This is a genomic window from Pseudescherichia sp., from assembly GCF_031998825.1.
GTDB lineage: Bacteria > Pseudomonadota > Gammaproteobacteria > Enterobacterales > Enterobacteriaceae > Pseudescherichia.
Window position 1 is genome coordinate 35,015 of sequence record NZ_DAMACX010000015.1, and the last position, 26,046, is coordinate 61,060.

The 26,046-nt window shown below is 57.4% G+C and carries 26 protein-coding genes and 1 tRNA gene; 16 read left to right on the plus strand and 11 right to left on the minus strand.

Going from position 1 to position 26,046, the window contains the following annotated elements:
• Positions 1–169: 169 nt before the first annotated feature.
• Entirely contained in the window at positions 170–1,126 is a 957-nt protein-coding gene (locus RTP97_RS09305) for a LacI family DNA-binding transcriptional regulator (protein ID WP_312412886.1), read from the plus strand.
• A 40-nt stretch (positions 1,127–1,166) separates the two neighbouring features.
• Here RTP97_RS09305 and RTP97_RS09310 read toward each other — a convergent pair whose 3' ends face one another.
• On the minus strand, positions 1,167–1,700 hold the full coding sequence (locus RTP97_RS09310) for a carboxymuconolactone decarboxylase family protein (protein WP_312412888.1): 534 nt from the start codon (positions 1,698–1,700) through the stop codon (positions 1,167–1,169).
• A gap of 122 nt (positions 1,701–1,822) precedes the next feature.
• Here RTP97_RS09310 and RTP97_RS09315 point away from each other — a divergent pair, with 122 nt between their 5' ends.
• The 6 genes from RTP97_RS09315 to RTP97_RS09340 all read left to right on the plus strand — a co-directional run bounded on the left by RTP97_RS09315 (position 1,823) and on the right by RTP97_RS09340 (position 7,592).
• Positions 1,823–2,737 carry an AraC family transcriptional regulator gene (locus RTP97_RS09315; RefSeq protein ID WP_312412889.1) on the plus strand — a complete coding sequence of 305 codons (915 nt, stop codon included), beginning with the start codon at positions 1,823–1,825 and terminating at the stop codon, positions 2,735–2,737.
• Positions 2,734–3,651, plus strand: a complete 918-nt coding sequence (locus RTP97_RS09320) for a LysR family transcriptional regulator (RefSeq protein WP_312412891.1) — start codon at positions 2,734–2,736, stop codon at positions 3,649–3,651. The genes RTP97_RS09315 and RTP97_RS09320 overlap by 4 nt, the downstream gene beginning before the upstream one ends.
• Before the next feature lie 100 nt (positions 3,652–3,751).
• Positions 3,752–4,567 (plus strand): SDR family oxidoreductase, encoded by an 816-nt coding sequence (locus tag RTP97_RS09325; RefSeq protein ID WP_312412894.1) that lies wholly within the window; start codon positions 3,752–3,754, stop codon positions 4,565–4,567.
• A 44-nt stretch (positions 4,568–4,611) separates the two neighbouring features.
• Positions 4,612–5,373, plus strand: coding sequence for an SDR family NAD(P)-dependent oxidoreductase (locus RTP97_RS09330; RefSeq protein WP_312412896.1), 762 nt, complete (start codon positions 4,612–4,614; stop codon positions 5,371–5,373).
• Positions 5,374–5,421: 48 nt separating this feature from the next.
• Positions 5,422–6,612, plus strand: a complete 1,191-nt coding sequence (locus RTP97_RS09335) for an MFS transporter (protein WP_312412898.1) — start codon at positions 5,422–5,424, stop codon at positions 6,610–6,612.
• Between the two features lie 26 nt (positions 6,613–6,638).
• Positions 6,639–7,592 (plus strand): GlxA family transcriptional regulator, encoded by a 954-nt coding sequence (locus tag RTP97_RS09340; protein WP_312412900.1) that lies wholly within the window; start codon positions 6,639–6,641, stop codon positions 7,590–7,592.
• Here RTP97_RS09340 and RTP97_RS09345 read toward each other — a convergent pair.
• From RTP97_RS09345 to RTP97_RS09370, 6 genes are all read right to left on the minus strand, one after another.
• Positions 7,562–8,569: a cytochrome d ubiquinol oxidase subunit II gene (locus tag RTP97_RS09345; protein WP_312412901.1), complete on the minus strand. Its 1,008-nt coding sequence runs from the start codon at positions 8,567–8,569 to the stop codon at positions 7,562–7,564. The two genes, RTP97_RS09340 and RTP97_RS09345, sit on opposite strands and share 31 nt — an antisense overlap.
• Positions 8,562–9,974, minus strand: a complete 1,413-nt coding sequence (locus tag RTP97_RS09350) for a cytochrome ubiquinol oxidase subunit I (RefSeq protein ID WP_312412902.1) — start codon at positions 9,972–9,974, stop codon at positions 8,562–8,564. The genes RTP97_RS09345 and RTP97_RS09350 overlap by 8 nt, the downstream gene beginning before the upstream one ends.
• A gap of 17 nt (positions 9,975–9,991) precedes the next feature.
• On the minus strand, positions 9,992–10,480 hold the full coding sequence (locus RTP97_RS09355; protein WP_312412905.1) for a DUF1641 domain-containing protein: 489 nt from the start codon (positions 10,478–10,480) through the stop codon (positions 9,992–9,994).
• Positions 10,480–13,452 carry a formate dehydrogenase subunit alpha gene (gene fdhF, locus RTP97_RS09360; RefSeq protein ID WP_312412907.1) on the minus strand — a complete coding sequence of 991 codons (2,973 nt, stop codon included), beginning with the start codon at positions 13,450–13,452 and terminating at the stop codon, positions 10,480–10,482. Before fdhF ends, RTP97_RS09355 begins: the two co-directional genes overlap by 1 nt.
• A gap of 175 nt (positions 13,453–13,627) precedes the next feature.
• Complete coding sequence (locus RTP97_RS09365; RefSeq protein WP_312412910.1) at positions 13,628–14,413, minus strand: hypothetical protein; 786 nt, start codon at positions 14,411–14,413, stop codon at positions 13,628–13,630.
• Positions 14,414–14,533: 120 nt separating this feature from the next.
• Positions 14,534–15,802: an MFS transporter gene (locus RTP97_RS09370; protein WP_312412912.1), complete on the minus strand. Its 1,269-nt coding sequence runs from the start codon at positions 15,800–15,802 to the stop codon at positions 14,534–14,536.
• A 458-nt stretch (positions 15,803–16,260) separates the two neighbouring features.
• Here RTP97_RS09370 and RTP97_RS09375 point away from each other — a divergent pair, with 458 nt between their 5' ends.
• The 7 genes from RTP97_RS09375 (at position 16,261) to RTP97_RS09405 (ending at position 21,701) form a co-directional block, all read left to right on the plus strand.
• Positions 16,261–16,938 carry a heavy metal response regulator transcription factor gene (locus tag RTP97_RS09375; protein ID WP_312412914.1) on the plus strand — a complete coding sequence of 226 codons (678 nt, stop codon included), beginning with the start codon at positions 16,261–16,263 and terminating at the stop codon, positions 16,936–16,938.
• Between the two features lie 27 nt (positions 16,939–16,965).
• Positions 16,966–18,438, plus strand: a complete 1,473-nt coding sequence (locus RTP97_RS09380; protein WP_312412916.1) for a heavy metal sensor histidine kinase — start codon at positions 16,966–16,968, stop codon at positions 18,436–18,438.
• A gap of 56 nt (positions 18,439–18,494) precedes the next feature.
• Positions 18,495–18,974, plus strand: coding sequence for a cupin domain-containing protein (locus tag RTP97_RS09385; protein WP_312412917.1), 480 nt, complete (start codon positions 18,495–18,497; stop codon positions 18,972–18,974).
• The gene (locus RTP97_RS09390) at positions 18,952–19,701 is read left to right on the plus strand and encodes a carboxymuconolactone decarboxylase family protein (protein ID WP_312412918.1); all 750 of its coding nucleotides are present in this window, start codon (positions 18,952–18,954) and stop codon (positions 19,699–19,701) included. Before RTP97_RS09385 ends, RTP97_RS09390 begins: the two co-directional genes overlap by 23 nt.
• A gap of 160 nt (positions 19,702–19,861) precedes the next feature.
• On the plus strand, positions 19,862–20,851 hold the full coding sequence (locus RTP97_RS09395) for an aldo/keto reductase (protein ID WP_312412919.1): 990 nt from the start codon (positions 19,862–19,864) through the stop codon (positions 20,849–20,851).
• 188 nt (positions 20,852–21,039) lie between these two features.
• Positions 21,040–21,291 (plus strand): DUF1471 domain-containing protein, encoded by a 252-nt coding sequence (locus RTP97_RS09400; RefSeq protein ID WP_312211689.1) that lies wholly within the window; start codon positions 21,040–21,042, stop codon positions 21,289–21,291.
• Between the two features lie 56 nt (positions 21,292–21,347).
• On the plus strand, positions 21,348–21,701 hold the full coding sequence (locus RTP97_RS09405) for a helix-turn-helix domain-containing protein (RefSeq protein ID WP_312412920.1): 354 nt from the start codon (positions 21,348–21,350) through the stop codon (positions 21,699–21,701).
• Positions 21,702–21,714: 13 nt separating this feature from the next.
• Here the strand turns inward: RTP97_RS09405 and RTP97_RS09410 are convergent, their stop codons facing one another.
• Positions 21,715–22,116, minus strand: coding sequence for a hypothetical protein (locus RTP97_RS09410; RefSeq protein WP_312412923.1), 402 nt, complete (start codon positions 22,114–22,116; stop codon positions 21,715–21,717).
• Positions 22,117–22,127: 11 nt separating this feature from the next.
• A complete protein-coding gene (locus tag RTP97_RS09415) occupies positions 22,128–22,481 on the minus strand; it encodes a hypothetical protein (RefSeq protein WP_312228193.1) in 354 nt (117 codons plus the stop codon).
• Between the two features lie 186 nt (positions 22,482–22,667).
• Between RTP97_RS09415 and bla the strand changes: the two genes are divergently transcribed.
• Positions 22,668–23,522 carry a class A beta-lactamase gene (gene bla / locus RTP97_RS09420; protein WP_312412925.1) on the plus strand — a complete coding sequence of 285 codons (855 nt, stop codon included), beginning with the start codon at positions 22,668–22,670 and terminating at the stop codon, positions 23,520–23,522.
• Between the two features lie 73 nt (positions 23,523–23,595).
• Here the strand turns inward: bla and RTP97_RS09425 are convergent, their stop codons facing one another.
• The gene (locus RTP97_RS09425; RefSeq protein ID WP_312412928.1) at positions 23,596–24,624 is read right to left on the minus strand and encodes a RhuM family protein; all 1,029 of its coding nucleotides are present in this window, start codon (positions 24,622–24,624) and stop codon (positions 23,596–23,598) included.
• Positions 24,625–24,872: 248 nt separating this feature from the next.
• Positions 24,873–24,967, minus strand: a tRNA-Sec gene (locus RTP97_RS09430).
• A gap of 289 nt (positions 24,968–25,256) precedes the next feature.
• Between RTP97_RS09430 and RTP97_RS09435 the strand changes: the two genes are divergently transcribed.
• A partial coding sequence (locus RTP97_RS09435) for a glycoside-pentoside-hexuronide (GPH):cation symporter (protein ID WP_312412931.1) occupies positions 25,257–26,046 on the plus strand: 790 nt, incomplete at its 3' end.

Consider the following 26,046-nt stretch of genomic DNA (forward strand, 5'->3'; position numbering starts at 1 on the left):
TTTCCTGGATTTACATCACATGTTTTTATGGCTTACTACCATCAGTAAGGGTTAAACGGAAAATCGGTTTCCATGGGAAATAGAATCCAGCTATACTGCTGCTGGCGATATTATGCACCATGTTTTGGTTGGTTTTTGGGCTGCGCATGCGGCCTGACAGGGGATAAAGATGTCTACAATCAACGATGTATCACGTCTGGCGGGGGTGTCTAAAGCAACCGTCTCACGGGTGTTGAGCGGGTCACGCGGGGTCAAAGAGGCCAGCCGGCTGGCGGTGCTGAAAGCCGTCGAGGAGCTAAACTACCGGCCTAACGTCATCGCCCAGTCTCTTCTCAGCCAGACTACCGGCTGCATTGGCGTCATCTGCGCTCAGGACAATATCAACCAGACCACCGGCTACCTTTACGCGCTGGAGAAGCACCTTAGCCAGCATCAGAAGCACCTGCTTTTGCGCTTTGCCAACAGTCGCTCGGAGGTGATTAGCGCCCTCGATGAGCTGACCTGCGGCCTGTGCGATGACGTCCTGATCATCGGGGCGCGCTTCCCGCTGAGTAACCTTGGCTATGACGATGTGATTCTGGTGGACTGCGCAGAGGCCGACACGCCGAACAGCATCCAGTTCGATCATGCCTTCGCGGCGGAAACGGCCTGTAACTATTTAATTAGCCAGGGGCGGCGGCAGATAGCGCTCATCCACCCGGACGCCAGCGGCTCTGCCGATCGGGTTCTGCTGGGCTACAAGCACGCGCTGGAGAATAACTTCCTGCCCTTTAACCGTAACCTGGTGTTTATGGACGCCACCTCGGCCTCGGTTGCGCTCCAGGTGCTGCTCAACAACGCGACCACGCTGAACTTTAATGCTCTGCTGGTCGCCGACGAGCAGGAGGCGCAGCGGGTGATTACCCAGCTGCAGGCGTTTAATAAATCGGTGCCGGGGGACATCATGGTCTTCAGCCTTGCTGGCTCCGTGCACCTGCCGGGGATCCCAACCATCCCGGCTATCGAATACTCGATGGACGCGATGGCAGCCCGCATCGTCAGCTGGCTGAGTGAAAAGACCCAGGACGTGCTGGGCTCATGCGTGCTGCGCGGGGATCTCATCATTCCGGATATACGCCAGCGCTGACAGAGCAGGCCCGGCAGCAACGCACCGCCGGGCTGCTCGCTTAGTTCACCTTCGGGAAATCCACGACGGTGTCGTTGACCCGGTTAATCATATTGGTGAACAGAATGGCGCTGACCGCGCTGATGGTCTCTACCACCTGCCGATCGCTAAAGCCCGCGTCGCGGAAGCGGCTAACGGTCTCCTCCGGCAGCGTACCGCGCGTCGTAACCAGCGCTTTCACAAATTTCACCAGGCCATCAATGTGCGCATCTTCCGGATAGTCGGCGCGACGCAGTTGCTCGGTCTGCTCAACGCTGTAGCCCGCCATCTTGCCGGTCAGGGTATGGGCTGCCAGGCAGTAGTCACAGCCAGAGGCTTCGCTGACGGCAAGGTTAATTGCCTCCAGCTCGCGTTTGCTCAGGCTGCTTTTCGCCAGCGCGGCGTTGTGCTGCAACGCCTGGGCGAGCATATCCGGCGCGTTGCCAATGGTCTGGTAGGCGTTGGGCACTTTACCCATCGCACGTTTAATAGCGCTAAATAGTTCAGTAGTCTGGCCAGTGGCGTTATCGGGCTGGATGGTAGTTAAACGGCTCATGATCTTCTCCTGTCAGTTTATGGTTTCCGCCGTATCGGCGATGGACTCATAATAGGGAGCCTGCGGCAGGGCCGTTGCCGCTCATCGTCTCGATTTTTTGTCCTGTCGTCTCAGGAGAAGTTATGGATAGCCTTAGCCAACTGCTTGCTATGCTGGCCCCGGCGTGCGCCGTTAATCTGCACTGCCGCTTTGCCGGACGCTGGGAGGCCGACCATCCCCAGCTTGCCGCTGGCACCGTGCCCTGGCATGTTATTCTGCGCGGCGAAGCCCGGCTGGTGATGGCGGGCAGAATGCTTGACGTGCGCGCTGGGGATATCCTGCTGCTGCCTCACGGCTCGCCGCATCTGCTTCAGGGGCTGGTGGAGTGGGGACAGGTCGCACCCGTGGCAAAACGTCATAACGGGACGCTAATTGAAGTAGAGACCAGCGGGCCGGGTCCTGCGGTAGAGGTGCTGTGCGGCGAATTCCATTTCGGGCCGGGCTACAGCTGGCTCTTCGCCGACAACGCGGCGCTGATCCATCTGCAAACCCACGACCGGGAAGATTGTCCGGAGCTGGAGCTTCTGCTGACGATGCTGGTACGGGAGAGCCTGACGCCACAGCCGGGCGGGGCAACGATTGTCAAAAGCCTGGCCGCGACGCTGCTGGCCTTGCTGATGCGGATTTTGCTCTCACTGCATGAACCTCCTGCCGGGCTGCTGCGCCTGATGAGCGATAAACGGCTGGCCCCTGCGCTACTGGCGGTATTGGCCGATCCGGCCCATCCGTGGACGATGGAGATCATGGCCGAGCGCTGCTTCTTATCCCGCGCCACCTTTGCCCGCCACTTTGCCCGCAGCTATCACCAGACGCCCCAGGCCTGGCTCTCCCAGCTGCGCCTGACCCTCGCCTCGCGCATGCTAATGGAGGAGACGCAGGCAACCGTGGATGCGGTCGCCGGACGCTGCGGTTTTCTCTCCCTGGCCTCGTTTACACAGGCCTTTAAGCGCCTGTATGGTATGACTCCGGGCCAGTATCGAAAGAGACCACGAGCATGATTCGCCTTGAAGATGTGACGCTGTTTGTGCGCGCCGCGGCGCTGGGAAGCTTCTCTAACGCCGCACGGGAGGCCGATCTGCTCCCAGGTCAGGTCAGCGCTGCCGTTCACCGGCTGGAGCGCGATCTCGATAAGCGCCTCTTTGCGCGCTCTACTCGCAGCCTGCGGCTGACGGCGGAGGGGGAGAAGTATCTGCCGTTTGCTCAGGAGCTGCTGGCCGTAGTGCAGGCCGGCGAGGAGAGCCTGCACAGCGATAACGAGTTACAGGGCGAGCTGAAGGTGGCGATGCCGTCGGATATCGGGCGCAACGTCCTGCTGCCGCTGATTACCCGCTTCTGCGAACAGCACCCGAAAATCACGCTGCGGCTCTCCCTCTCGGATCAGGTCAGCGATGTCTTTCGCGATCCGGTGGACGTCGCCATTCGCTACGGCGTGCTGGATAACAGCAGCTACGTGGCGCTGCCGCTGGCAGAGAATAACCGCCGCGTGCTGGCCGCTTCTCCGGCCTACCTTGAAAAGCATGGACGGCCTGCCAGCCTTGACGAGGTGACGCACCATCACTGTCTGCTGTTTACCATGAACAGCCACGTCTATGACAAGTGGAGCTTCCCTGAGAACGGTACCCGCCGCCAGCTGACGGTCAAGAGCCGCCTGCTCTGTGATGACGCCGACGTGGCGCGGCGCTGGGCCGTAGAGGGCATGGGTATCGTCTATAAGTCGTGGATCGACATCAGTGCCGATGTACAGGCCGGACGGCTGGAGATGTTGCTGCCCGCACATCCAGGGGAAGCCGCACCGCTCAACCTCATCTGCCCGCACCGCAAGCAGTTTTCTCCGGCTATTCGCCAGCTGCACAGCACTCTGCGGGAACACTTAACGGCAATTACCGACCTACTGCTGGACGTCGCGTATTAATTATAATGTCCTGAATCACTACCCTCTGCGTCATTTAAGACATCACGAAAGCGCATAAGATGAGTTCACCAACCCGATAACACAACACAAGGTGAACATCATGAATACAGCATTTCGTGCGGACAGAGGCACGGCAGTGATTACTGGCGCCTCTACCGGTATCGGCGCTATCTATGCCAGTCGCCTGGCAAGAATGGGTTATGACCTGATAATCGTTGCCCGCAACCACAACCGCCTGAACCAGATGGCGAGCCACATTACCGCCGATACCTCCCGTAACGTAGAAGCGATCTCCGCCGACCTGAATCAGCCTGAATCACTGCGGGCGCTGGAAGAGAAGCTTCGCCAGGACGCCAGCATCACGCTGCTGGTCAATAACGCAGGCGTCGGCACCCATACCTCCCTGCTCGACAGCGACATTGACCGCATGGAGTCGATGATCGATCTCAACGTGACCGCGCTGACCCGTCTGACCTACGCCGTTGTCCCGGGCATGGTAGCTCGCGGGCAGGGGGCAATTATCAATATCGCTTCTATTGTCAGCATCGCCCCGGAGTTGCTTAACGGTGTTTACGGCGCGACAAAAGCTTACGTGTTGGCCTTCAGCCAGTCGCTGCATCATGAGCTGGCGGAAAAGGGTATTCAGGTACAGGCCGTCCTGCCCGGCGCAACCGCCACGCCGTTCTGGGACAACGGTGGATTGCCGCTCGACCAGCTTGATAAATCCATTGTGATGAGTCCGCAGGACATGGTGGATGCCGCACTGGTCGGCTTCAGCCAGGGCGAGCTGATTACTATTCCTTCACTGCATGCGCAGGAGGAGTGGCAGACGTGGGAAGCCGCCCGTCAGGCCATGATGAAACACCTTTCATCCAGCGTACCGGCCGATCGCTACCGCACCAGCACAACCCATTAATCACCTGCATATAACAACGTTAAGAAACTGACTGGAGAGAGATTATGAAACTGACCGACAACACAATTTTCATTACCGGCGGCACCTCTGGCATTGGCCGGGCGATGGCTGAGCAGTTCCACAAGCTGGGCAATCAGGTGATCATTTCCGGCCGCCGCAAAACGCTGCTGGATAGCGTCACCGCCGCCAATCCGGGAATGGACTCGGTAGTGCTTGACGTCACCGATGCGGCAAGCGTCCAGGCGGCGGCAGAGAGCGTACTGTCACGCTACCCGGCGCTGAACGTGGTCATCAACAACGCTGGCATCATGCCCTTTGATAACGCTGCGGGCGTGCAGGATGACACGATGGCCGTCTCGCTGCTCAATACCAACCTGCTGGGACCGGTACGCGTCACCTCGGCGTTTATCGAGCATCTGAAAAAACAGCCGGATGCGGTGCTGATCAACAACAGCTCGATCCTGGCCTTTATCCCGCTGGCGAGTAACGCGCTCTACTCCGCCACCAAGGCGGCGATCCACTCCTACACGCTCTCGCAGCGCTTTCTGCTGCGTGACACCAGCGTGAAGGTGATTGAGATCTCCCCTCCATGGGTCGATACCGATCTGGTTTACCGCAGCGGTGACGAGCGGGCCATGCCGCTGGACGCCTTTATCAGCGAGACCTTTGAGAAACTAGGTAGCGATAATATCGAAGCTATCGTTGACCGCGTGCTGCCTGCCCGCGCCAATCCGGGCGCGGATGAGCATGCCGTCGTGAATCAGTTCAACCAGGCAATGGTTGAGAACCCTATTCCCGTAGCGTAACCGCTGGCCGGAGCGGATAAGCCGCCCCGGCTTTAAGAGATCGTGGCGATGAAAAATGAGATTACCGCTCCCCAGCGCCGGGCGCTGTGGGCCTTAAGCCTGGCCTATTTTGTACAGGCCACCGGGGCGCTCTCCGTCGCGGGAAGCCTGGAGCCAATTTCCCACGCCTGGGGGCTGACCGACGCCCAGAGTGCCCGCCTGCTAGCCGTTTTTGGTCTCACCTTTGCCGTAGGTGCTCCGCTGGCGCAGGTCTTTTTTGGTCACATCAGACGACGCCAGCAGGTGGTTGCCGGAATGAGCGTCTTTGGGCTGGGGGCGTTTCTGTTTGCCCTGGCACCAGACTACAGCGTGCTGGTGCTCGCACGGATCGTGATGGGGCTTGGGGCATCGCTGATCGGGCCGGTGCTGGTGGCGCTGGGATCGGAGCTGGTGAAACAAAAGGAGCGCGGCAGCGCCATCGCCATGATCCTGCTGGGCGTGTCGATGGCCAGCATGGTCGGCATTCCGCTGGCGGCCTGGGTCGCAAATCTATTAGGGGCGCGAATGCTGTTTACCCTCGTTGGGGCAATGAGCGTGCTGTCGGTCATCAATATTATGCTGAGCGTACCAAACAGCGTCGCCGGGGCAGATATTCGCCTGCGTCAGGTTGGGCAGGTACTGACGGAGCGGACATCGCTGACGGCGTTTCTGGTCGTGTTCTTTATCACTTCCGGCGTCTATGACATGTACGCTTTCATCTCGCCGATTGTGCGTGATACCTGGCATGGCGACAGCGGCAGCGTGTCGGTTGCGCTGGCGGTGATTGGCGTGGCCGGTATTGTCGGCAACCTGTTTGTCGCGCGGGCCGCCAGGGTCTACAGCGCCGAGCGCCTGCTGACCGCAGGGATAGCGCTGTTGGTAGTGGATATGGTGGTCATCACCCTGCTGCCGGGCAAGCTCGCGCTGCTCTATATTGCGCTGGTGTTCTGGGCGTTTGCCACCGATCTGTTGTGGCCTTCGCAGCAGCGCAGGATCGTGGAAATGGCCGATCCGCAGACGCGGGGCATCTCTCTGGCGCTGACCAGCGCCTTTATGTTTTGCGGAATTGGCTTTGGCTCCGCCGTCGCCTCATGGATCTATCCGCTTTATGGCTTTTATGGCGTAATGTTCAGTGCGGTACTCTTTCTGCTGCTGGCGCTGGTAAGCCTCTGGCTCTCAGAGCATTTTCGCACGCAGCCCCGCCAGGCGGTGAACGTCTGACTTCCCATTTTTGGTAAGGTGATCTGATGCACAGGATTGGTTTAATTATTTCCGATAATTTTCAGATGCTGGCCCTCTCAACGCTGACCGTTTTTGAGTTTGCCAATATTGTAGCGGGCGAGAATTTCTACCAGACGGTGGTCTATTCAGAGCACGGCGGAGCGGTGCGCTCATCGTCGGGGATTGGTATCGATAGTGTGCCATTATCTGCCGATCTACAGATGGATACCTGGCTGCTGGCGGGCGTGTTGATGCCCACCGAGCAGCCCGCCACGCCGGGAATTATTGCCTTTCTACAAACGTCGGCCCGACAGGCAAGGCGGGTGGCAGGGATCTGTACCGGTGCGTTTGTGCTGGCCCAGGCGGGGCTGCTGGAGAACCGACGCGCCACTACTCATTGGGCGCACGCTCCCAGCATGAAACGCCTGCATCCGACCATTCAGCTTGAGGATGACCGCATCTTTATTATTGATGAGGCGATCTGGACCTCGGCGGGACTCACTGCCGGGCTGGATATGGCCCTGGGGATGGTAGAGAAAGATTTGGGGGCAGATGTGGCTCGCAGCGTGGCGCACCGGCTGGTAATGAACCAGCGCCGCTCCGGCGGCCAGACCCAGCACTCGGAGATGCTGGCCCTGGCACCCCGCTCCGACAGGCTACAAAGTGCGCTGGAGTACGCACGTAAAAACCTGCGCAAGCCGCTGACGGTAGATGACCTGGCGGACGCCGTGCACCTCAGCACCCGTCAGCTTACACGCCTGTTTCGTGCCGAGACCGGCAAGTCCCCGGCTAAGGCCATTGAGGGACTGCGCCTTGAGGCGGCCCGGCTGATGATCGAGCAGAGCCGTTTAACCCTCGACGCCATCGCTCGTGAGTCTGGCTTTCGCGACCGCCGCCATATGCGCGAAGTGTTCGTCCGTGGCTATGGCGTGCCGCCCCAGGCGCTGCGTCAGGGACGATCCGCATCCCGTGCGGCGTGAATTTTGCCGCGGAAGATCCAGAAGCCCCAGCTGTTGTAGAGAAGCGTAATCGGCACAAATGCGCCGAAGGCGATAAGCATCAGCTTTTGCGTAGCGGGCGGGGCGGCGGCCTGGGTCAGCAGCAGGCCGGGCGGCAGAATGAACGGAAACACCGCCAGCAGCATAGCGCCAAACGCAGCGCAAAAGAGCGTAAGCGCCATGGCCAGCGGCAAAAATTCGCGTTTGCGGCGCAGCGCAGCGAGAAGCCCCGCCAGCGTCAGCAGCGCGATGAGCGCCAGCGGCCCGCTGTAGCGCCAGGCCTGCAAATGCAGGCGATAACTCTCCTGCAGCTGCATCGTCCAGATAACCAGCCCCGCCAACAGCGCGGCGGTAAGCAGCGCAAGCCGTATCGCCTGATGTCTGCCCCAGGCGGCCAGCTCCCCTTCGCAGCGCCACACCAGCCAGCAGGCACCGAGCAGCGCATATCCCACGGTGAGCGAAACGGCACAATAGAGCGAAAACGGTGAAAGCCACGCCAGTGGGCCGCCGGTGAAGTGCTCGCCGTTATGCGCTATTCCCTCAATCCATGCGCCCATCGTTGCGCCCTGGCTTAGCGACGCAACCCAGGAGCCACCGATAAACAGCGTGTCGAACAGCGCTGGGTACTGATGGCGAAACTCTATCGCCATGCCGCGCACGATCAGCGCCAGCAGCATGATATAGACCGGCAGATAGAGCGCGCTGTAAAGGATGCTGAAGGCGAGCGGAAAAAGCGCCAGCATCGCCCCTGCGGTCAGCACCAGCCAGGTTTCGTTCCCATCCCATACCGGTAGAAGAGAGATGTTCATCTGCTGGCGCGCCTGTGGCGGCTGAAACGGTGCGAGCAGGCCGACGCCGAGATCGGTGCCGTCCAGCACCACGTAGATCAGCACGCCGAAGGCCAGCGCCATAGCGCTCAGCAGCGTTAACGGTGGCATAGAAAGGATAGCCTCAAGCATCGTAGCGCCCCCGTATGCTCTGCGACGTTATGCCACGCCCGGTCTGCTCCGCCACTTCCGCATTTGGCTCTCTTTCATCATGGGATGGCGGCCTGCCAAGCAGGCGCAGCAAAAACCACAGCCCGATGGCGAAGATAAGCAAATACACCACCAGGATGGCAAAAAAGGAGGTCAGCACCAGCGCGGGGGCGATGGGGGAAGCGCTGTGCGCGGTGCGCAGCACGCCGTAAACCGTCCAGGGCTGGCGTCCGGTCTCGGTCACAAACCACCCGGCGAGCATGGCGAAAAAGCCCGCTGGTGCCATCCATACCATGCCGCGTTGCAGCCAGCGCGAGGTCCATAGCCTGCCGCGCAGGCGTGTGGCCAGCCCGGCTGCGCCGAAAAAGAGCATCAGCAGCCCAAGCCCTACCATTGCGCGAAACGCGAAAAACACCCCAGGCACCCAAGGAAGATCCTCGCGCGGATACTGGTTCAGGCTATGAATAGTGCCGGTAAGGTTGTGGCGCAGGTAGAGCGAGCCGATATTGGGAATGGCCAGTTCAAAGTGATTGCGCTGCGCCTGCATATCCGGAATGGCGAAAAGCCGCAGCGGCTCGCCCTCGCCGGGCGGCGGCGGATCCCAACTGCCTTCCATCGCCGCCAGCTTCACCGGCTGGTGATCGCGTGTGTTTTCACCATGCAGGTCGCCTATCACAACCTGAATCGGGGTGACGAACAGCAGCAGCCACAGGCCCCATGAGAACATCAGTCGCGCGCCGCGGTTATCGGGGCGTTTTCGCAGGTGCCACGCTCCTGCGGCGGCGATAAGGCAGGCGGTGGCGAGCATCGCTGCCAGCGTCATGTGAACAAAACGCCAGGGGAAAGAGGGGTTAAAGATCACAGCCCACCAGTCGACGGGCTGAAAACGACCATCTGCCCCAGTGATAAAACCGGCTGGCGTCTGCATCCAGGAGTTAGCGGAGAGGATCCAGAAGGCGCTGAAAATTGACCCGGCGGCCACCACGCAGGTAGCGAAAAAGTGCACCCAGGGGCGCACCTTGCCCATGCCGAAGAGCACCACCCCCATAAACCCGGCCTCAAGGAAAAAGGCGACCAGCACCTCCATGTACATCATCGGCCCCATGACCGCACCGGCGCGGTTAGCGAGCGCACCCCAGTTGGTGCCGAACTGAAACTCCATCAGCACCCCGGTCACCACGCCCACCCCAACGTTCAGCGCGAATACCTTGCTCCAGTATTTGTAGAGATCGAGATAAACGCGCTGTTTACGCCACAGCCACAGCCCCTCCAGCAGCATCAGCCACTGGGCGAGGCCGATGGTGAAGGCCGCCAGTACAATGTGAAAGCCGATGGTAAAAGCGAACTGGCTGCGCGCCAGCCATAAAGCCGTCTCCTGGCTTATCATGCTTCCTCCGTTGAGCCTCAGGCGTCGCTCGGTTTACCGCTGAACGACGAAATCGGTTTATCCACCTCTTCCTCCATGCGGCGGGAGAAAGCCTTGAGGCCGTTTAGCAGCGGCGAGAGAGAGTGCCATAGCTCGTCGTCATGCAGCATTTTCCAGGCACCGCGTGCCCCCGGTGCGCTGCCGTTTGCGCTTTGCGGCTGCTCTTCTTCGCGGCTCAGTTCGGCCATGAAATCACGCAGGCCGAAGGCGAGCTTGTAGGTCTGCTCTGGCGGGATGGTGGAGAGCGCCATCAGCAGCACGGAGATATTCTGAATGACGTTTAGCGAGCCTTTGCGGCTCAGGCCGTCAACAATCACCTTGAGCCAGTCGTTGTTGCTGGCCACCAGATCGTTGGCGAGGCGCAGTACGCCATGCTCATGCAGCGTCTGCAACAGACGCTGAAGTTCTTCCTCGGCGGTGGGGCCGATTTTCGGCGGCTCCACCTGATAATCAATCGCTTTAGCCATTAAAATTTCTCCGGATTCGGGGCCTGTTCGGGCGGGAGGCGATAGTCATCGCGCTGCCATTTCTCCTCAACCTGCACGTGCGGGATCGGCGTGCGGTTGCCGTAGCGGAAGTTGTGCCGCGGCAGAGGAGAGGGGTGCGGCTCGCGTGAAAGCTTATCCAGCCGGATAGCGATCTCTTTGTAGGCCGGCGTGTTGACATCCGGGTCGTGATGTTCGCCGGTCAGCAGATTAATGCCCGGCTTGCCCTGATGAATAGAGATAAACAGCGTGCCGCCTGCTACGCGGTCGGTGACAACCACAGGTACCTCCAGCGAGCCGCGCCGTGAAGTGAGCTTCACCCAGTCGCCCTCTGCGATGCCGCGCTCGGCGGCAAGCGTCGGGCTAATTTCCACAAACCAGTCCGGCGACAGCGACATCGTGCGCCCACCGCGTCCGCTCTGGTTGGTTGCCTGGAAATGCTCCAGCATGCGGCCGTTGTTGAGCGTCAGGTCGTACTGTTCATCAGGCTCCTCCTGCGGCCGCTGCCACTCAAGCGGGTAGAGGATGGCGCGTCCGTCGGGCGTTTTAAATTTATCGGTGTAGAGCAGCGGCGTGCTTTTGCCCTCCGCCGTGACGGGCCAGACCTGGGAGCTGAAGCCTTCGAGCCGCTCGTAGCTAACGCCCGCGAACAGGGGCGCGATGCGTGCCGCTTCGGCCATAATCTGCGACGGGTGCGTATAGCCCCAGTCGTGCCCCATGCGGGCGGCAAGCTCGGTAAGAATGCGCCAGTCCGGTCGGCTATCGCCAAGGGGTGACAGCGCCTCGTAAAAGCGCTGAATGCGCCGCTCGGTGTTGACGTAGGTGCCCTCTTTTTCCACGCTTGGGCAGCCCGGCAGCACCACGTCGGCGAACTGCGCCGTGCGGCTGAAGAAGAGATCCTGCACCACCAGAAAATCGAGGTTGGTAAAGCCCTCGTGAACGTTAGTGGTGTCGGCGTCGGCAAAAGCGGTCTCTTCGCCAATCACATACATGGCGCGAATTTGTTTTGTACGCGCGTGCTCAACCATCTCGAAGTTATCCGAGCCCGCCTCCAGCGACAGCCGCTCCGGCTCGACGCCCCAGGCGCGCGCCCACTTTTCACGTACGCTTTCATCGGTTACCGACTCGTAGCCGGGGTAGTAATCTTTCAGGCAGCCGAAGTCGCTCGCTCCCTGCACGTTGTTGTGGCCGCGCATCGGGTAGCCGCCGGTGCCGGGACGGCCATAGTTGCCGGTTACCAGCAGCAGGTTAGAGAGCGCGGTGCTGGCGTCGGCGCCGTGGCTGTGCTGAGTGATACCCATCGCCCAGACGATGCAAACCGCGCTTGCCTTGCCGATAAGCTCGGCGGCGGCGGTGAGTTCCTCAACGGAAAGCCCCGTAGTTTCTGCCGCGAACGTCAGCGTGAAGGGTGACAGCGACTGGCGATACTCCTCCACCTGGTTGACCCGCTCGGCCAGAAACGCCTCGTCGGCATAGCCGTTATCGAACATATAGCGGGCCATCGCCGAGGCCCATACCATGTCAGTGCCGGGGCGGGCGCGCAGGTGCAGATCGGCGCGCTCGGCCATCTCATGACGGCGCGGGTCGACGACCAGCAGCTTCTGTCCGTGATGCTTTCTCGCCGCTTTGATCTTTGCGGCAATAACCGGGTGGTTTTCCGCGGTATTGCTGCCGACGATGACAACCAGATCCGCCTTCTGCAGATCCTCTATTGTACCCGCATCGCCGCCATAGCCTACGGTGCGGAATAGCCCTTGGGTAGCAGGGTTCTGGCAGTAGCGGGAGGAGTTGTCCACGCTGTTGGTGCCGATAATCAGACGGGCAATTTTCTGCGTCAGGTAGGCCTCTTCGTTGCTGCCTTTGCTGGAGCCGATAAAGCCGATGCTTTGCGGACCGTGCTGGTTGCGAATTTGCAGCAGGCGGCGCGCCACCAGCTCCAGCGCTTCATCCCAGCTCGCCTTGCGAAAGCGATCGTTTTCACGAATCAGCGGTGTGGTGAGGCGCTCTTTATCGTTAATAAAATCCCAGGCGAATTTGCCCTTCACGCAAGTAGAGATACCGTTGGCGGGCGCGTCGGCCATCGGCTGCACTTTCAGCACGTGGCGGTCGCGCGTCCAGATCTCAAAGCTGCAGCCCACGCCGCAATAGGTGCAGACGGTTTTGGTGCGCTTGATCTCCGGCTGACGCCAGTGCATGTCCATCACTGAAATACCGGTGACGATTTCCGCGCCGGTGGTGTTTTCGACCGCTTTCACCAGATCGATCATGGGTCGCTTAAGCGACTGTTTCATGCTGGTAAACGGTCCGGCGTCCGGCTGCATAGTTTTCTCAAGCAGTGCGTTACAGGGGCAGACGGTGACGCAGTGGCCGCAGCTGACGCAGCTCGATCCAGCGATGGTTTCGCCGCCGTCCCACAGCACGCGCGGATGCTCCATGGTGTAGTCGATGCTTAGCGTTTCATTCACCTCCACGTTCTGGCACGCCTCCACGCAGCGGCCGCAGAGAATGCATTGATCGGGGTCGTAGGTGTAGAACGGGTTGGAGTGGTCTTTGACGTAGGGTTTGCGCTGATACTCATAGCGCTGAATGGGGATATGCATATCCGCCATGGTGTTATGCAGCGTGCAGTCGCCCGTGTTGTGCTCGCAGACGGTGCAGTAAAGCTCATGCTTCGCCAGCAGGCGATCCATCCCCTCATGCTGCGCCGCCTCGGCAAGCGGCGTGCGGCTCGCTATCTCCATGCCTTCCGCGCTCTTAAGCGTGCAGCCGCGCACCAGTTCGCCATTGTATTCCACCCAGCAGACGTCGCAGGTTTGCATCGGTTCAAGCGATGGGTGGTAGCAGACATGGGGCAGCTTCAAGCCGCCCGCGGTCAAAAAGTCGATTAACGGGACGTTCGCCGGGCCAGTAACCGGCCTCCCGTCGTAAAACAGGGTACACAGGGGCTCGCTCATTTTACTTCCTCAACCTTGCCAGTGGCCGCCGGCAAACTGCGCCGCAGCAGAGTGAAGGCGTCTTTTCCCGCAGGAATGCGCCTTCGTTATAGTTGTTTAAAGGTAGCCACGGTTGAGAGAGGGCGCCAGGCAGGGATGTTGCCAGGTATGTACGATGTGGCGAGCGTTAACGGAGCTATATCAGCAGGATCCCCAACGAGGCGGCGACGGGACGCACATCATCGCCGCCGTGCTTCGCCCAGCTATTGATAAAGCTGACAAAATTTTTATCGGTGGTGGCATCCCACTCATTAAAATGCAGCACCGAGCGCCAGTAGCGGCTATCGACATAAAACAGTTGCTCGCATAAATAGCAGGAAATCGCGCGCAATTTAATGTGGCTATCGCGGTCCCAGATTTTAGTGATGCTCTTTATTTCAAATACCGGCAGGTTGACGTTAATAAATTCCAGAATATCGCCGGTGGTAATACCCTGTGGTACGTCCTCCAGCAGTTTTTCAAGGCAGTTGCGTATCTCCTGACGAAACGTCTCCAGCGCCGGGTGCCTTGCAAAGGGGAGGTCGTGCCAAATCTGATAAATATTATTTAAATTGCTGAAGGCACCGGCTTCACAAATAGCCTCTTCAAACCATTTGTGTTTGGTGGCCTTCGCTTTATAAAAATTACAGTAGGCGTGGCAGATCTCATGGGAAAGCTGATAAACAATCTCTCCCCAGTCGCGCGTATCTTCGACCTTCAGGGTAATACAGTAACGCTCCTGCTCTTCCCGCGTATTCAGCGGAAAGAAAATCATTGGCGTCGTACTGTTTAAATCGTTCGTAACAACAATATCTTTATCAAGTTCATAACCCATCATGTCTACAAATGAGCGATAGGTCCCTTCCAGTATGATATGCAAAACATCTGCATCGATACCCTGCCACTGTTTCGCATCAGCAATAGCAACGTCCACTCGGGCCATCTTGTCATCCTTTGTCGATGTAATAACGAACAACGATACTTATAGCAACGAATGGGAATGTACACTAATTAAATGGTTTTTGAGACGCACCACCTGCGGTTGCCGGTGGCGCATTTTTAGTCAGAACGTTTCTTGCGTAATCAGGGTCTCAACCGGGGTTTTAAGCAGCATCCACAGCAGAATGGCGCCGACCACGTCGAAGCCGGAGAGCACGGCGAACAGCGGGCTAAAACCGACGGTATCGGCCAACGCGCCCACCACCAGCGCAAACAGGGTGCTTGCCGTCCACGCCGCCATGCCGGTAAAGCCGTTGGCGGTTGCTACCTCACCGGAGTCAAACATATCGGAGGAGAGGGTGATTAGTGCCCCGGAGAGGGACTGGTGGGCAAACCCGCCGACGCACAGCAGGCCAATCGCCACCATCGGGCTGCCGAACAGCCCCACCATGCCGGGCAGGATCATCAGCGCTGCTCCCATAGTCACCACCAGCTTGCGGGAAACGATGATGTTAACGCCGAACAGTTTCTGGAATATTCCCGGCAGGTAGCCGCCCACAATGCAGCCCACGTCGGCAAACAGCATCGGGATCCAGGCAAACATGGCGATATCTTTCAGGCTAAAGCCGTAGGTATGCACCATAAACAGCGGGATCCAGGCGTTGAAGGTGCCCCATGCCGGTTCGGCCAGAAAGCGTGGAAGCGCGATGCCCCAGAACTTACGCTGCTTTAGCAGGCGACCAATCCGCACTTTCTCTACATGCTCCTTCTCCGGCTGCCCGCCGGTGATGTAGAGATACTCCTCTTTGGAGAGGGACTTGGCCTTTGCCGGGCGGTTATAGGTGAAGTACCAGCCCGCTGCCCACAGCACGCTGGAGACGCCGACGATGATAAAGGCCAGCCGCCAGTCGCGCATAAAGATCGCCCAGGCCACTAACGGGGGCGCAATTACCGCACCGATAGAGGAGCCGACGTTGAAATATCCCACTGCCACGGAGCGCTCCCGATCCGGGAACCACTCGGTCACCGCCTTCAGCCCGGCGGGGATCATTGCGCTTTCGGCAAAGCCGCCGAGCCCGCGGAAAAACGCCAGGCCTGTCCAGCTGGTAGAGAACGACGCGCCAATGCAGAACACGCCCCACAGCAGGCCGAAGATGGTATAGCCCATTTTGGTCCCGAGCGAATCGAGGATATAGCCCGCTATCGGCTGAGCGATGGTGTAGCAGGCGGAGAAGGTAGCAATAATCCAGGAGTACTGCTGCGTGGTGATGTGCAGATCGGTTTGCAGCGTTGGTGCCGCCGCCGAGATGGTGTTTCTGGTTAGATAGCAAAGAATGGTACCGAGCGTCACCAGCGAAACCATAAACCAGCGCATATGACCTGTTTTGCGCATACATACCCCTTTTTTAATGCAATAGACTGGCCGACCGCTGCAAGGCAGCAGGTAAAGAATCGAATAGAGATAGAGAGGAAAGCGGCGCTACGCAGAACGTCGGAAACGGTTATTGCCCGGTTTTGGGCTGTTATGTGTTATCTGGCTCACATTTTTAAATAATGATGAACTGCTGTTTCACTATTTTTCGTGATCTAACTCAATTTAGGTGGCAAGTTGTGCCGAAGGTGTTTTGGTATGTGATCGTGGTCACACTTTGTAGGTAGATCATAAGAACATCCTGAGTAACTCATGAACGTTATTCATAAGGTCATGCTTCTTTGCGCCATTTTCAAACGAGTGGGATCCGCTAACATTTCTGACAGAAATGTCAGGAGGCTGTCAGCCAGCCGTTGGTCGCGCTGACGTAAGATGGCTCATCATGCCGCGCACCGGCAAAACAAAAAAGGGCACTGCGTATGCGACTGCTGCTGGTTGAAGATGAAGAGAAGACATCGACCTACCTCAGCCGCGCGCTGGGAGAGTCGGGCTTTACCGTCGATGTCTCCGCCAACGGTGCCGAGGGCCTGCACTACGCCCTGGAGTATGACTATGACGCCATCATCCTTGACGTCATGCTGCCCGGAATGGATGGCTACCGGGTGCTGGAGGGGCTACGGGCCAGTAAGCAGACGCCGGTGCTGATGCTCTCGGCGCGCGGCTCGGTTGATGAGCGCGTGAAAGGGCTGCGTCTTGGCGCGGATGACTATCTCCCCAAACCTTTTTCATTGATTGAGCTGGTGGCCCGCATTCAGGCGCTGGTGCGCCGCCGTTCAACGGAGGGCGTGGATATTACCCAGATCCACATTCACGACCTGCATCTCGATCTGCTGGCCCGTCGGGTATTTCGCGCCGGGGTCCGGCTGGAGCTTACCGCAAAAGAGTTCTCCCTGCTCAGCCTGCTGGCCCGTCACCAGGGGGAGATCCTGTCAAAAATGATGATTGCCGAACAGGTGTGGGATATGAATTTCGACAGCGACGCTAACGTCGTCGAGGTCGCGATTAAGCGCCTGCGCGCCAAGATCGATATGCCATTTGAGGTCAAGCTGCTGCATACCGTGCGCGGGATGGGCTATGTCCTTGAGATCCGCTCCTGATTTCCTCCTTAAGCGAGGGTAAAAAGTATGTTTAAACGCGCTATCTCCAGCCATCTGGCGCTGATGTTCGCCATGAGTGCCTTACTCATTGTGGCGGTATTTGGCATTGTGCTGAGAAGCTCGCTGCATGAGTCTCTGCAAAAACAGATGCACAACGAGCTGCTTTTTCGTGAATCCCTGATGCGACCCTGGATTGCGTCCCGCACGTCGGCGGAGAGTTGGCCAGTACTGGCGAATAAGTTTACCGATCTGGCCAGCTCGGAGGGTGAGCGAGTCCGCTACTGGATCGTCAGCAACGATACGCGTTTTAGCCTGGGCGGCGCGCCACCGGTAGGCGTGAGCTGGGCCTCGCTGAAGGAAGGCGTTAATCAGGTGCCGGGCGCAACTGGCGACGCCTGCTCGCTGTTCGTGCTGGTGAAAACTATTCCCGCCAGAGGCGAGCGTCCCGATCTGCGCTATGTGGTAGCCATCGACTCGACTCCCTACATGGGCACGCTGGAGGCGTTCACCCGCACGCTGATTATCATCATCGTTCTGGGGGTACCGATTGTGGCGCTGCTGGGCTTCGCTGTGGCAAGGGTGGGTTTGCGTCCGGTGGGCGCGCTCAGCGATCAGGCTCAGCACCTGGCACCGGGCGATCACGGCCAGCGGCTGGATGCAGAGGCGCTGCCGGAGGAGCTGCGGCAGCTGGCGTCATCCTTCAATGGGGTACTGGAGCGTCAGGAAGTGGCCTGGCGACAGCTTGAGAGCTTTAACGCCGACGTAGCCCATGAGCTGCGCACGCCGCTTACCAATCTGATCGGCCAGACCCAACTTGGGCTATCCCGTAGACGTTCGCTGGAGGAGCTTGAGGAGCTGCTCGGCTCTAATCTTGAGGAGCTGGAGCGGATGACCTCTATCGTGAATGACATGCTGTTCCTCTCCCACGCTCACGCGGGCGAGCACGCTTCTCAGCTGACCCAGGTTTCCCTGCGCGAGGAGACGCTAAAAACAGCCGAGTACGTTGAGCCCTCCTTCGCTGAAAAGCAGCTCTCACTGCACGTTGACGGTGATGTCATCGCCCACATTGATCGGCGGCTGTTCCATCGCTCGCTGGCAAATCTTCTGGAGAACGGCGCAAGACACTCTCCGCTCCAGAGCACGGTGATCGTCAGGTTAAGCGAAAGCGAAAAGCAGGCCTGCGTCGCCGTCTCTAACCCCGGCGATCCTATCGCGCCGGAGCATTTAGAGCGTCTGTTCGAACGCTTCTACCGGGTGGACTCTTCTCGTGCCAAAAGCGATACCCACCACGGCCTGGGCCTGGCGATTGTCCGCGCGGTGGCCATCATGCATCGGGGGGAAGCCTTCGCCTGTAGTGAAGGCGGAGTAAACACCTTCGGCCTGACGTTTGCAGTCGCTACCGATGATCCTTACCAGGAAAAGGCCCCGTCCACAGAGGCCACGCCGGAGAGGGCGCTGGAGGCATTAACTGACAAGATTGTCAGGCGCTCGTCAGCCTGACGACATTGTCCCTTTGCCAGAATCACAGTGACTTTTCACCCAAAAGGATGCACTGCATGATGAAAAAACTCAGCTGTCTCGGACTGTTACTGCCTCTTGTCGCCTTCTCGTCTACTGCCCAGCAGCAGAATGCTCTGGTTCATATCGCACCCGCTGGCAGCCAGAAAGCGGTTCCCGGCCCGGCGGAGAATTTCACCGGTCAGGTCCGCGTCGAACCGCTGTTTGCAGCGGATAGGGACATCGGCGTATCGGGCGCATATGTCACCTTTGAACCCGGCGCGCGCTCGGCCTGGCATACCCATCCGGCAGGGCAGCGGCTGGTTGTCACCTCCGGTACGGGGCTGACGCAGCAGGAGGGGCAGCCGGTGCGGGTGATAAAAACCGGTGATGTCGTGCTGTGTCCGCCGGGGGTTAAACACTGGCACGGTGCTGCGCCGGATAGCGCTATGACGCATCTCGCGTTAACCGGGATGGTAGAGGGTAAAGCGGCTGACTGGATGGAGAAGGTGACGGATGAACAATACCACGCACGTTAAAACCCTTGCGGCAGCGGCCTTGCTGATGTTCAGCGCGAATCAGGCTTCGGCTGCCGCCCCCGTAACTTCAGGAGCATCAGAAATGCAGGAACAACACACCACCGCCGATACGCTCACTGCCCGCCAGCAGGCCATTCCTCTGATTGCGGCGTCTATGGCAGTCGGCAATATGGGGAAACTCAACGCCGCCCTTAACCAGGGGCTGGATGCTGGCCTGACGGTAAACGAGAGCAAAGAGATCCTTGTTCAGCTCTATGCCTACACTGGCTTTCCCCGCAGCCTCAACGCGCTGGGGGAGCTAATGAAGGTGGTCGAGGCACGTAAAGCACGCGGCATCAACGACGCGCAGGGGAAAGAGCCTGCCGCGGCCGTACCCGTTGGCGACGAGCTTCGACGCGTAGGCACGGCCAACCAAACCACTATATCCGGCGCGCCGGTGCAGGGCCCGCTGTTTGATTTTGCCCCGGTCATCAACCAGTTCCTGCAAACCCACCTCTTCGGCGATATCTTTGCCCGCGACAACCTGGACTGGCAGAGCCGCGAGCTGGCGACCGTCGGCGCGTTAGCCGCTATGCCGGGCGTGGAGTCTCAGCTACTGGCCCACGTCAAAGCCAGCCAGCGGGTAGGCCTGAGCAGCGGACAGCTGCGTCAGCTCGCCCAAGGGCTACGTGACAACGGCGATGCCGATGCTGCCGCGCGCGTTGAAAGAGCGCTGGAGCAGCATTAATGAGCCAGACTAATTAGCTCAAGCAGATCTCGGCTCTAATCAGATAAATCCCTCTGCGTTATGCTTTTGGCACATCAGCAGGGGGATAACGTCAAGTAATTCTCTCCTTACGCGATCCCACCAGCAAATGTTTAACGATAAACCGATGAGGTACGACGTAATGCAAAAACGTTATCTTGGACAATCCGGGCTTGAAGTGTCGTCTCTGGGCCTGGGCTGTATGGGTCTAAGCCACGGCTACGGTCCGGCAACCAATACTCGCCAGGCGATAGAGTTAATCCGCTCTGCCGTTGAGCGTGGCGTAACCTTTTTCGATACCGCTGAAGTCTACGGTCCTTATCTGAACGAAGAGGTAGTCGGGGAGGCTTTAAAGCCGTTTCGCGATCGGGTTGTTATCGCCACCAAGTTTGGCTTTACCTTTGGCGATGACAATAAGCAGCAGATTTTAAACAGCCGTCCAGAGCATATCCGTGAAGCGGTAGAGGGTTCGCTGCGCAGGTTGAAAACTGACATTATCGATCTGCTCTATCAGCACCGTGTCGATCCTGAAGTGCCTATCGAAGACGTTGCCGGAACGGTAAAGGATCTGATTGCCGAGGGCAAGGTTAAGCACTTTGGCCTGTCCGAAGCGGGCGCGCAGACGATTCGCCGTGCCCATGCGGTGCAGCCGGTGACCGCGCTGCAAAGTGAATATTCCTTGTGGTGGCGCGAGCCAGAGCAGGAGATTTTGCCGCTGTTGGAAGAACTAGGCATTGGCTTTGTGCCGTTCAGCCCGCTGGGCAAAGGCTTCTTAACGGGCGCGATTAAGGCGAATACAACCTTTGGCGAGGATGACTTCCGCCGCAGCGTGCCACGTTTTGCTGCTGAGGCGCTGGCGGCCAATGGAAAGCTGGTCGATCTGCTGACCGCGCTGGCTACGGAGAAGGGCGTAACCCCTGCGCAGATCGCCCTGGCATGGCTGCTGGCACAAAAGCCGTGGATTGCACCGATTCCCGGCACCACCAAGCTGCACCGTCTGGAGGAGAACCTGGGCGCAGCAGAGATTATTCTTTCGCAAAACGATTTGCAGAAAATTAATCAGGTGCTTGAGACGGTTAAAATAGTCGGCGAGCGCTACTCTGCTGCGCATCAGGCCCGCGTAGGCCGCTGATAGTTAATAGAGCTTTCGATAATTATTTCTGTCAAATTATCATAGTTAAATAAAGTTAAGTAAAGCCTCGCTATTCTGACAGGGATGTCAGATAACCGTCAGTTTTCCGACAGGCGCACCGCCTATATTCATACCTGAGGGCAGTATCTCATTATCGATGAACATTTATTTTTAACGAGGCTATCGCTATGAAAAAATTAATGCTCGCAGCATTGCTGATGGGGTTTGGTTCATATAACGCAGCCATTGCCGCTGAACCGGTTGTAGATTCAACGGGTAAAGAGAAAATAGGCGTTGTCTCCGCCAGCAATGCCTACTCTCTGGACGATCTGTCTGAGGCATTATCTCATGAGGCCAGTGAGAAAGGCGCGACCTCCTATAAAATTATCTCGACCTCCGGTGACAACCGGATGCATGGCGTTGCGGAAATATACCGCTGAGCCATGCGCACAATTAATACCCTTATCCGCTGGCAACTTAACCGGAGCGTTAATTTATGGTAAAAACAGAAAATATCATTGAAGATATTGCCAGCTGGATAGAGCATAACTTGCATAAGCCGCTGAGAATTGAAGATGTCGCCGCCCGTGCGGGTTATTCTAAATGGCATCTTCAGCGGGTTTTTTCCCAGGTGATGCACATTAGTCTGGCGCAATATATTCGCGAGAAAAAGCTCAGTCAGGCGGCAAAGGATTTAGTCGAGACCGAAGAGAGCATCATTACCATCTCCTGCAAATACGGTTTTGACTCTCAGCAGTCGTTTACCCGTGTCTTTTCAAAGCGCTATCAGCTCCCACCGTCTCGCTACCGTAACGTGAGGCGTGGCGAGTTGTGGCAGGCTATTCGCTAATCCAGGTTAGCAGCTATTTTTTAGCAGGGCGTTTCATCCAGGCAGCGCGCATGACGGGCATAAACGTCGGCGGGATGATACCCATTTTTGGTAACGGGATCGTGACCGTGACGCCGGGCGATGAATGAAACCATACATCGTTAAAAGGCAGTTTTTGCAGCCTGTTCAGGTCGAACTTAGTTGGAACGCCAAGCCCAGCCGTATCAAGTTGATCATCAATGACAAACTCACCATCATAAATTTTACCGATCTGAGACGTCCCATAGGTGATAAGCACTGCATGAAGGTCGGCAAACACGTTCAGAACAAGCCCAGGGCGTGGGTACGGCCCCGGGTTGCCTAAGTCCTCATCATGCGGGAATTTACACCAGAGGATGTCGCCAGCTGCTGGTAAAGGATTAAAGTTATGAGCCATATGCTTCCTGCTTATTTAAATAATGGCGAATCCAGGTCTTCGTCTGTGATTTCCATACCAGACAGTCGGTTGATGGCAGCGTGCTGTTTGTCAGTCAGCGGGCCGTTATCCAGTTCATAAGCCGGTAAAACGTCGTGCGCCAGGTAGCGCAACGCCTTATGGACTAACTCAGTCTGGTTAAGCTCCAGCGCTTCCATAAGGCGGGTGAAGGTTTCTTCGCTTACGCCGTACTCGTTGTCACGCGCGCGCAGCTGGAAAAGAAACTTCTTCGGCGCAGCGGGTGCGCGGGTTTCCGCTTTGCTTTTAACGTTACGTGAACGGCGTTTAGCGGTCGCAATGGCGTTAGTTGCAGAACCAGGAGCCATGATTTACCTCTCTCTTATGACTATATAAAAAGTATATAGCACTGGCGTGATATTTTCTATATAGGTTGTATATAGCTAAAAGAATGCTCGTGGTTTCAGCTATCAGATCCCGCCGTCGCGCTACCGTAACGTGAGGCGAAGTATGCTAATGTCATGACATAACGGGTGGCGAAAAGGAATTCTGATGTGAAACGCACTATCGGCGGGGTACTGTTTCTTCTTTGCGCCTTGTGCCAGCAGGCTCAGGCAATCAATACCAACGGGCTACAGGCCTTCCTGAAGCAGGAGGAGACGCGCCTGCCGGGTAAGATTGGCATGGCCATCGTCAACGCCGAGGGTCAGCCGATTTTTGGCTACCGTCAGAATGAACGTTTCCCCTTAACCAGCACGTTTAAGGTTCTCGCCTGCGCCGCGCTGCTCGATCGTCTGCATAAGACCTCTGGCTCGCTGGATGAGACCGTCACCATTAAGCCTGACGAGTTGCTGAGCTACTCTCCGATCACCAAAAACTACGTTGCCCCGGCGACCATTACCCTGCAAACCCTGTGCGCGGCGGCGGTGAGCTATAGCGATAATACGGCAGGCAACAGCATTTTGACTTACCTCGGCGGCCCCGAAGCGGTGACGCGCTTTATGCGTGAGAGCGGCGATACCATCACCCGGCTGGATCGCACCGAACCCACACTCAACGAAGCCACGCCAGGAGATGAGCGCGACACCTCAACGCCAGAAAGTATGGCAGCAGGGGTGCATAAGCTGCTGGCAACGCCGCTGCTAACCCCGTCGCATCGAACGGTGCTGGAAGGTTGGATGCGGGAGGATAAGGTTGCCGACAACCTGCTGCGCGCCGCTCTGCCCAAAGGCTGGACCATCGCGGATAAGACTGGCGCAGGCGGCTACGGCTCAAGGGCTATTATTGCCGCTGTGTATCCCACGGGGGAAAAGCCTGTCTATATGGCGATCTACATCACCCAGACGAATGCCGAGATGAAGGTGAGCGATGGGGTGATTAAAAAGATTGGGGAAAGGGTGTTTCGGTGATCCTGAAGTAACCGCTGTGCTTTCAATAGCACAGCGGCATAATATATTTTAAAGACTTGGTTATCGTTAAAGGTTAACTTTTGGCCTCTTTTTCCCATTGAAGCAACGCAGCGATATCTTTCTCACCTTCAGCTTCTTTTAAGCACCGTTGTTGCTCGGCAAACTGACTATATTCTGCCTGTGCTTTTTCATCGGCCACTTTCTTGCTGATTTTACCTGCGCCTTGTAGAACATCGCGATCGTTAAATTGCAGGAATTGATCCAGCTTGTCTTGCCAGTCATGAAGAAATATCTGCTTACGACGACGGGCCTGATCTTCGGCAAAATCCAGCCACATGTTAACTACGCGGTTAAGTTCACTGACCTCATCCTGGTTAAGGTAGTTTTTAGCTACCGTCACATCACACTTACGTACCTCGTCGCCTTTGTAATTGGTTAAGCCCATATGCGGTTTATTGGCGTCAGCGCGTTTGTGGATGAGTTCTGCGGCAGTGTGACCGGTGCAGGAGAAATGCAGTTTGTTCTGGATGGTTTGGAAAAACTGTGTGGTCTCTTTCAGGGACGGCTGATAGTCGGCGGCTAACGCAAAGATCTCTCGCACCCGCAGATAAACCCGCCGTTCGCTGGCGCGAATATCGCGGATGCGCTCCAGCATCTCATCAAAATAGTCAGGCACAACGGATGAACCAACGGGCGGGGTTTTCAACCGCTCATCGTCCATAACGAACCCTTTAACCAGATATTCCTGCAGCGTCTGGGTTGCCCACTGGCGGAACTGAGTGCCTCTGATGGAGCGTACTCGATAACCTACGGCAAGAATAAGCGGTAAGCTAAGGTACTGAACCTGATAGTTTTTTCCATCAGCGGCAGTTGTTCGGTAAAACCGAACAACTGAATTCCCATCAAGTTCACCATCTTCGAAGATGTTCTTTATGTGACCGCTTATGGTTGCCTTAGCTTTGCCATAAAGTTCGCAAATCATTGCCTGGGAGAGCCACAGCGTATCGCTTTCGAAACGACACTCGATGCGTACTTTGCCATCACCACTGGTGAACATCAGAAATTCGCCTGCTGGTGATTGCATTAAGTTTTCATCCGCCATAGACCCTCCACGTTAGCTTCTCTAAGCACGTATCAATCTGCGTAGTATGCCAGAGATTTCGGATGAACCCTGCTGCGACAGCACTTATCGCTCATTGCATTAAGTAACGTTTTGAACTCGACTTTTAGGCCGGGAGCGATACTTATCCGATCTGATAACAAGGTCTACTGTCAGAGAAAGTAATTGATAGTAAGTGCAGATATTGCAAGAGGTTTTATTTGGAAGAGAGCAGTTCAAAAGAAGCAAACTGGCGGAAGATCACAGGAGTCGAACCTGCCCGGGGCCGCTGGCGGTCCCAACTGGATTTGAAGTCCAGCCGCCTCACCGGAGACGACGATCTTCCGCGCCTGCATTGCTACATGGAGGCGGGCGCATTATAGCTACTTTCGTGCCTTTACACACATCTATTAGCGCTTTTTTCACTATCCCGTTTCGTTGCCACCCGCCGCTTTGATTAAAAACCCTATAGTTTCCACAAGTTACAATCGAATCCGCCTTTTTAGCCTACCGCGATCACAGAAAACAAGAATCGTAATCTGATAACCAAAAAACGGAATACCCGCGTTGAGAGGGATGGTTTACAACGACTGCAACCGGTCTCAGAACGTTTCCTTACCTGAAGGATAAGAAAAATGCAGAGTCAGATTATTTCTGTAAAGGAGAAGATTGGCTACGGCATGGGCGACGCCGCCAGCCATATCATCTTTGATAACGTCATGCTGTACATGATGTTTTTCTACACCGACATCTTTGGTATCCCTGCTGGCTTTGTCGGTACCATGTTCCTGCTGGCGCGCGCGTTGGACGCCATCTCCGACCCTTGCATGGGCCTGATTGCCGACCGTACCCGCAGCCGCTGGGGCAAGTTCCGCCCGTGGATCTTATTCGGCGCCATTCCCTTCGGCCTCGTCTGCGTGCTGGCCTACACCACGCCGGACCTCAGCCACAACGGCAAGCTGGTCTACGCCGCCGTCACCTATACGCTGCTGACGCTCCTCTACACCGTGGTTAATATTCCCTACTGCGCGCTCGGCGGGGTGATCACCAACGACCCAACTCAGCGTATCTCGCTCCAGTCCTGGCGCTTCGTGCTGGCGACCGCGGGCGGCATGCTCTCCACGGTGCTGATGATGCCGCTGGTACATCTCATCGGCGGCGAGAATAAGGCGCTGGGCTTCCAGGGCGGTATTGCAGTGCTCTCGGTGGTGGCGTTCTTGATGCTTGCCTTCTGCTTCTTTACCACCCGCGAGCGCATCCAGGTGCCGCCGAGCACCACGCCAATGCGGGAAGATCTGCGCGATATCTGGAACAACGACCAGTGGCGCATCGTCGGCTTCCTGACGCTGTTAAATATCCTCGCGGTCTGCGTGCGCGGCGGGGCAATGATGTACTACGTCACCTGGATCCTCGGCCAGCCGGAGG

Excerpts from the sequence above, each read along its gene's own strand:
- RTP97_RS09335 (WP_312412898.1), top strand. The coding sequence starts at position 5,422 with ATGAAAAATGAGATTACCGCTCCCCAGCGCCGGGCGCTGTGGGCCTTA.
- RTP97_RS09370 (WP_312412912.1), bottom strand. The coding sequence starts at position 15,802 with ATGCGCAAAACAGGTCATATGCGCTGGTTTATGGTTTCGCTGGTGACG.
- RTP97_RS09395 (WP_312412919.1), top strand. The coding sequence starts at position 19,862 with ATGCAAAAACGTTATCTTGGACAATCCGGGCTTGAAGTGTCGTCTCTG.
- RTP97_RS09350 (WP_312412902.1), bottom strand. The coding sequence starts at position 9,974 with ATGATAAGCCAGGAGACGGCTTTATGGCTGGCGCGCAGCCAGTTCGCT.
- RTP97_RS09330 (WP_312412896.1), top strand. The coding sequence starts at position 4,612 with ATGAAACTGACCGACAACACAATTTTCATTACCGGCGGCACCTCTGGC.
- RTP97_RS09310 (WP_312412888.1), bottom strand. The coding sequence starts at position 1,700 with ATGAGCCGTTTAACTACCATCCAGCCCGATAACGCCACTGGCCAGACT.
- RTP97_RS09405 (WP_312412920.1), top strand. The coding sequence starts at position 21,348 with ATGGTAAAAACAGAAAATATCATTGAAGATATTGCCAGCTGGATAGAG.
- RTP97_RS09400 (WP_312211689.1), top strand. The coding sequence starts at position 21,040 with ATGAAAAAATTAATGCTCGCAGCATTGCTGATGGGGTTTGGTTCATAT.
- RTP97_RS09385 (WP_312412917.1), top strand. The coding sequence starts at position 18,495 with ATGATGAAAAAACTCAGCTGTCTCGGACTGTTACTGCCTCTTGTCGCC.
- RTP97_RS09355 (WP_312412905.1), bottom strand. The coding sequence starts at position 10,480 with ATGGCTAAAGCGATTGATTATCAGGTGGAGCCGCCGAAAATCGGCCCC.
- RTP97_RS09380 (WP_312412916.1), top strand. The coding sequence starts at position 16,966 with ATGTTTAAACGCGCTATCTCCAGCCATCTGGCGCTGATGTTCGCCATG.
- RTP97_RS09325 (WP_312412894.1), top strand. The coding sequence starts at position 3,752 with ATGAATACAGCATTTCGTGCGGACAGAGGCACGGCAGTGATTACTGGC.
- RTP97_RS09410 (WP_312412923.1), bottom strand. The coding sequence starts at position 22,116 with ATGGCTCATAACTTTAATCCTTTACCAGCAGCTGGCGACATCCTCTGG.
- RTP97_RS09305 (WP_312412886.1), top strand. The coding sequence starts at position 170 with ATGTCTACAATCAACGATGTATCACGTCTGGCGGGGGTGTCTAAAGCA.
- RTP97_RS09345 (WP_312412901.1), bottom strand. The coding sequence starts at position 8,569 with ATGCTTGAGGCTATCCTTTCTATGCCACCGTTAACGCTGCTGAGCGCT.
- RTP97_RS09375 (WP_312412914.1), top strand. The coding sequence starts at position 16,261 with ATGCGACTGCTGCTGGTTGAAGATGAAGAGAAGACATCGACCTACCTC.
- RTP97_RS09320 (WP_312412891.1), top strand. The coding sequence starts at position 2,734 with ATGATTCGCCTTGAAGATGTGACGCTGTTTGTGCGCGCCGCGGCGCTG.
- RTP97_RS09425 (WP_312412928.1), bottom strand. The coding sequence starts at position 24,624 with ATGGCGGATGAAAACTTAATGCAATCACCAGCAGGCGAATTTCTGATG.
- RTP97_RS09390 (WP_312412918.1), top strand. The coding sequence starts at position 18,952 with ATGAACAATACCACGCACGTTAAAACCCTTGCGGCAGCGGCCTTGCTG.
- RTP97_RS09340 (WP_312412900.1), top strand. The coding sequence starts at position 6,639 with ATGCACAGGATTGGTTTAATTATTTCCGATAATTTTCAGATGCTGGCC.
- fdhF (WP_312412907.1), bottom strand. The coding sequence starts at position 13,452 with ATGAGCGAGCCCCTGTGTACCCTGTTTTACGACGGGAGGCCGGTTACT.
- RTP97_RS09365 (WP_312412910.1), bottom strand. The coding sequence starts at position 14,413 with ATGGCCCGAGTGGACGTTGCTATTGCTGATGCGAAACAGTGGCAGGGT.
- RTP97_RS09315 (WP_312412889.1), top strand. The coding sequence starts at position 1,823 with ATGGATAGCCTTAGCCAACTGCTTGCTATGCTGGCCCCGGCGTGCGCC.
- RTP97_RS09415 (WP_312228193.1), bottom strand. The coding sequence starts at position 22,481 with ATGGCTCCTGGTTCTGCAACTAACGCCATTGCGACCGCTAAACGCCGT.